At 64.3% G+C, this 1,572-nt stretch carries 1 rRNA gene; it reads right to left on the bottom strand.

Annotated elements, in window-relative coordinates:
• Positions 1 to 64: 64 nt before the first annotated feature.
• Positions 65 to 1,570: ribosomal RNA gene (locus tag AAAX77_RS09795) — 16S ribosomal RNA — on the bottom strand.
• Positions 1,571 to 1,572 lie beyond the last annotated feature (2 nt).

A 1,572-nucleotide genomic window follows, 5' to 3' on the forward strand; every position in this document is an offset into this window, starting at 1 on the left:
ACCGGACGGGCTCCTGCCCTCTATTCGAGTTAAGTTGATCTCTCTAGAAGATTTATCTCCCTAGAAAGGAGGTGATCCAGCCGCACCTTCCGGTACGGCTACCTTGTTACGACTTCACCCCCCTCACCCTCCACACCTTCGGCGCCTCCCCCCTTGCGGTTGGGCCGGCGACTTCGGGTGCAGACGACTCGGGTGGTGTGACGGGCGGTGTGTACAAGGCCCGGGAACGCATTCACCGCGGCATGCTGATCCGCGATTACTAGCAACTCCGACTTCATGGGGGCGGGTTGCAGCCCCCAATCCGAACTGGGGCCGGCTTTCCGGGATCCGCTCCCCCTCGCGGGGTGGCATCCCTCTGTACCGGCCATTGTAGCACGTGTGCAGCCCAGGGCATAAGGGGCATGATGACTTGACGTCGTCCCCGCCCTCCTCCGCCTTGACGGCGGCGGTCCCGCGTGGGTTCCCGGCATCACCCGATGGCAACACGCGGCGGGGGTTGCGCTCGTTGCGGGACTTAACCCAACATCTCACGACACGAGCTGACGACAGCCATGCACCACCTGTATGGGCTCCTCTCGGCCACGGGGTCTCCCCCGCTTCACCCATATGTCAAGCCCTGGTAAGGTTCTTCGCGTTGCTTCGAATTAAGCCACATGCTCCGCTGCTTGTGCGGGCCCCCGTCAATTCCTTTGAGTTTTAGCCTTGCGGCCGTACTCCCCAGGCGGGACGCTTAATGCGTTGGCTGCGGCACGGGGGGATCGTCCCCCCACACCTAGCGTCCATCGTTTACGGCTGGGACTACCAGGGTATCTAATCCTGTTCGCTCCCCCAGCTTTCGCGCCTCAGCGTCGGTCTCGGCCCAGAGGGCCGCCTTCGCCACCGGTGTTCCACCCGATATCTGCGCATTCCACCGCTACACCGGGTGTTCCACCCTCCCCTACCGGACCCAAGCCGCGGAGGTTCCGGGGGCTTCGGGGGGTTGAGCCCCCCGCTTCGACCCCCGGCCTGCCGGGCCGCCTACGCGCGCTTTACGCCCAATGAATCCGGATAACGCTCGCCCCCTACGTATTACCGCGGCTGCTGGCACGTAGTTAGCCGGGGCTTCTTCTGCAGGTACAGTCTTGACTCTTCCCTGCTGAAAGCGGTTTACGACCCGAAGGCCTCCGTCCCGCACGCGGCGTCGCTGCGTCAGGGTTCCCCCCATTGCGCAAGATTCCCCACTGCTGCCTCCCGTAGGAGTCTGGGCCGTGTCTCAGTCCCAATCTGGCCGGTCGGTCTCTCAACCCGGCTACCCGTTGTCGGCACGGTGGGCCGTCACCCCGCCGTCTACCTGATGGGCCGCGGAGCCATCCCCTCCCGTCGGGGCTTTAGCCGGGGTGCCATGCGGCACCCCGGGGTATCCGGTATTACCCGTCCTTTCGGGCGGCTATCCCGGGGGAGGGGGCAGGTTCTCCACGTGTTACTCAGCCGTTCGCCACTCGCTTCTATCCGAAGATAGGTGCCGTTCGACTTGCATGTGTTAGGCGCGCCGCCAGCGTTCATCCTGAGCCAGGATCGAACTCTCCGTCCAAA

It is taken from the genome of Collinsella sp. CLA-ER-H6 (assembly GCF_040092305.1).
Taxonomy (GTDB): Bacteria; Actinomycetota; Coriobacteriia; order Coriobacteriales; family Coriobacteriaceae; genus Collinsella.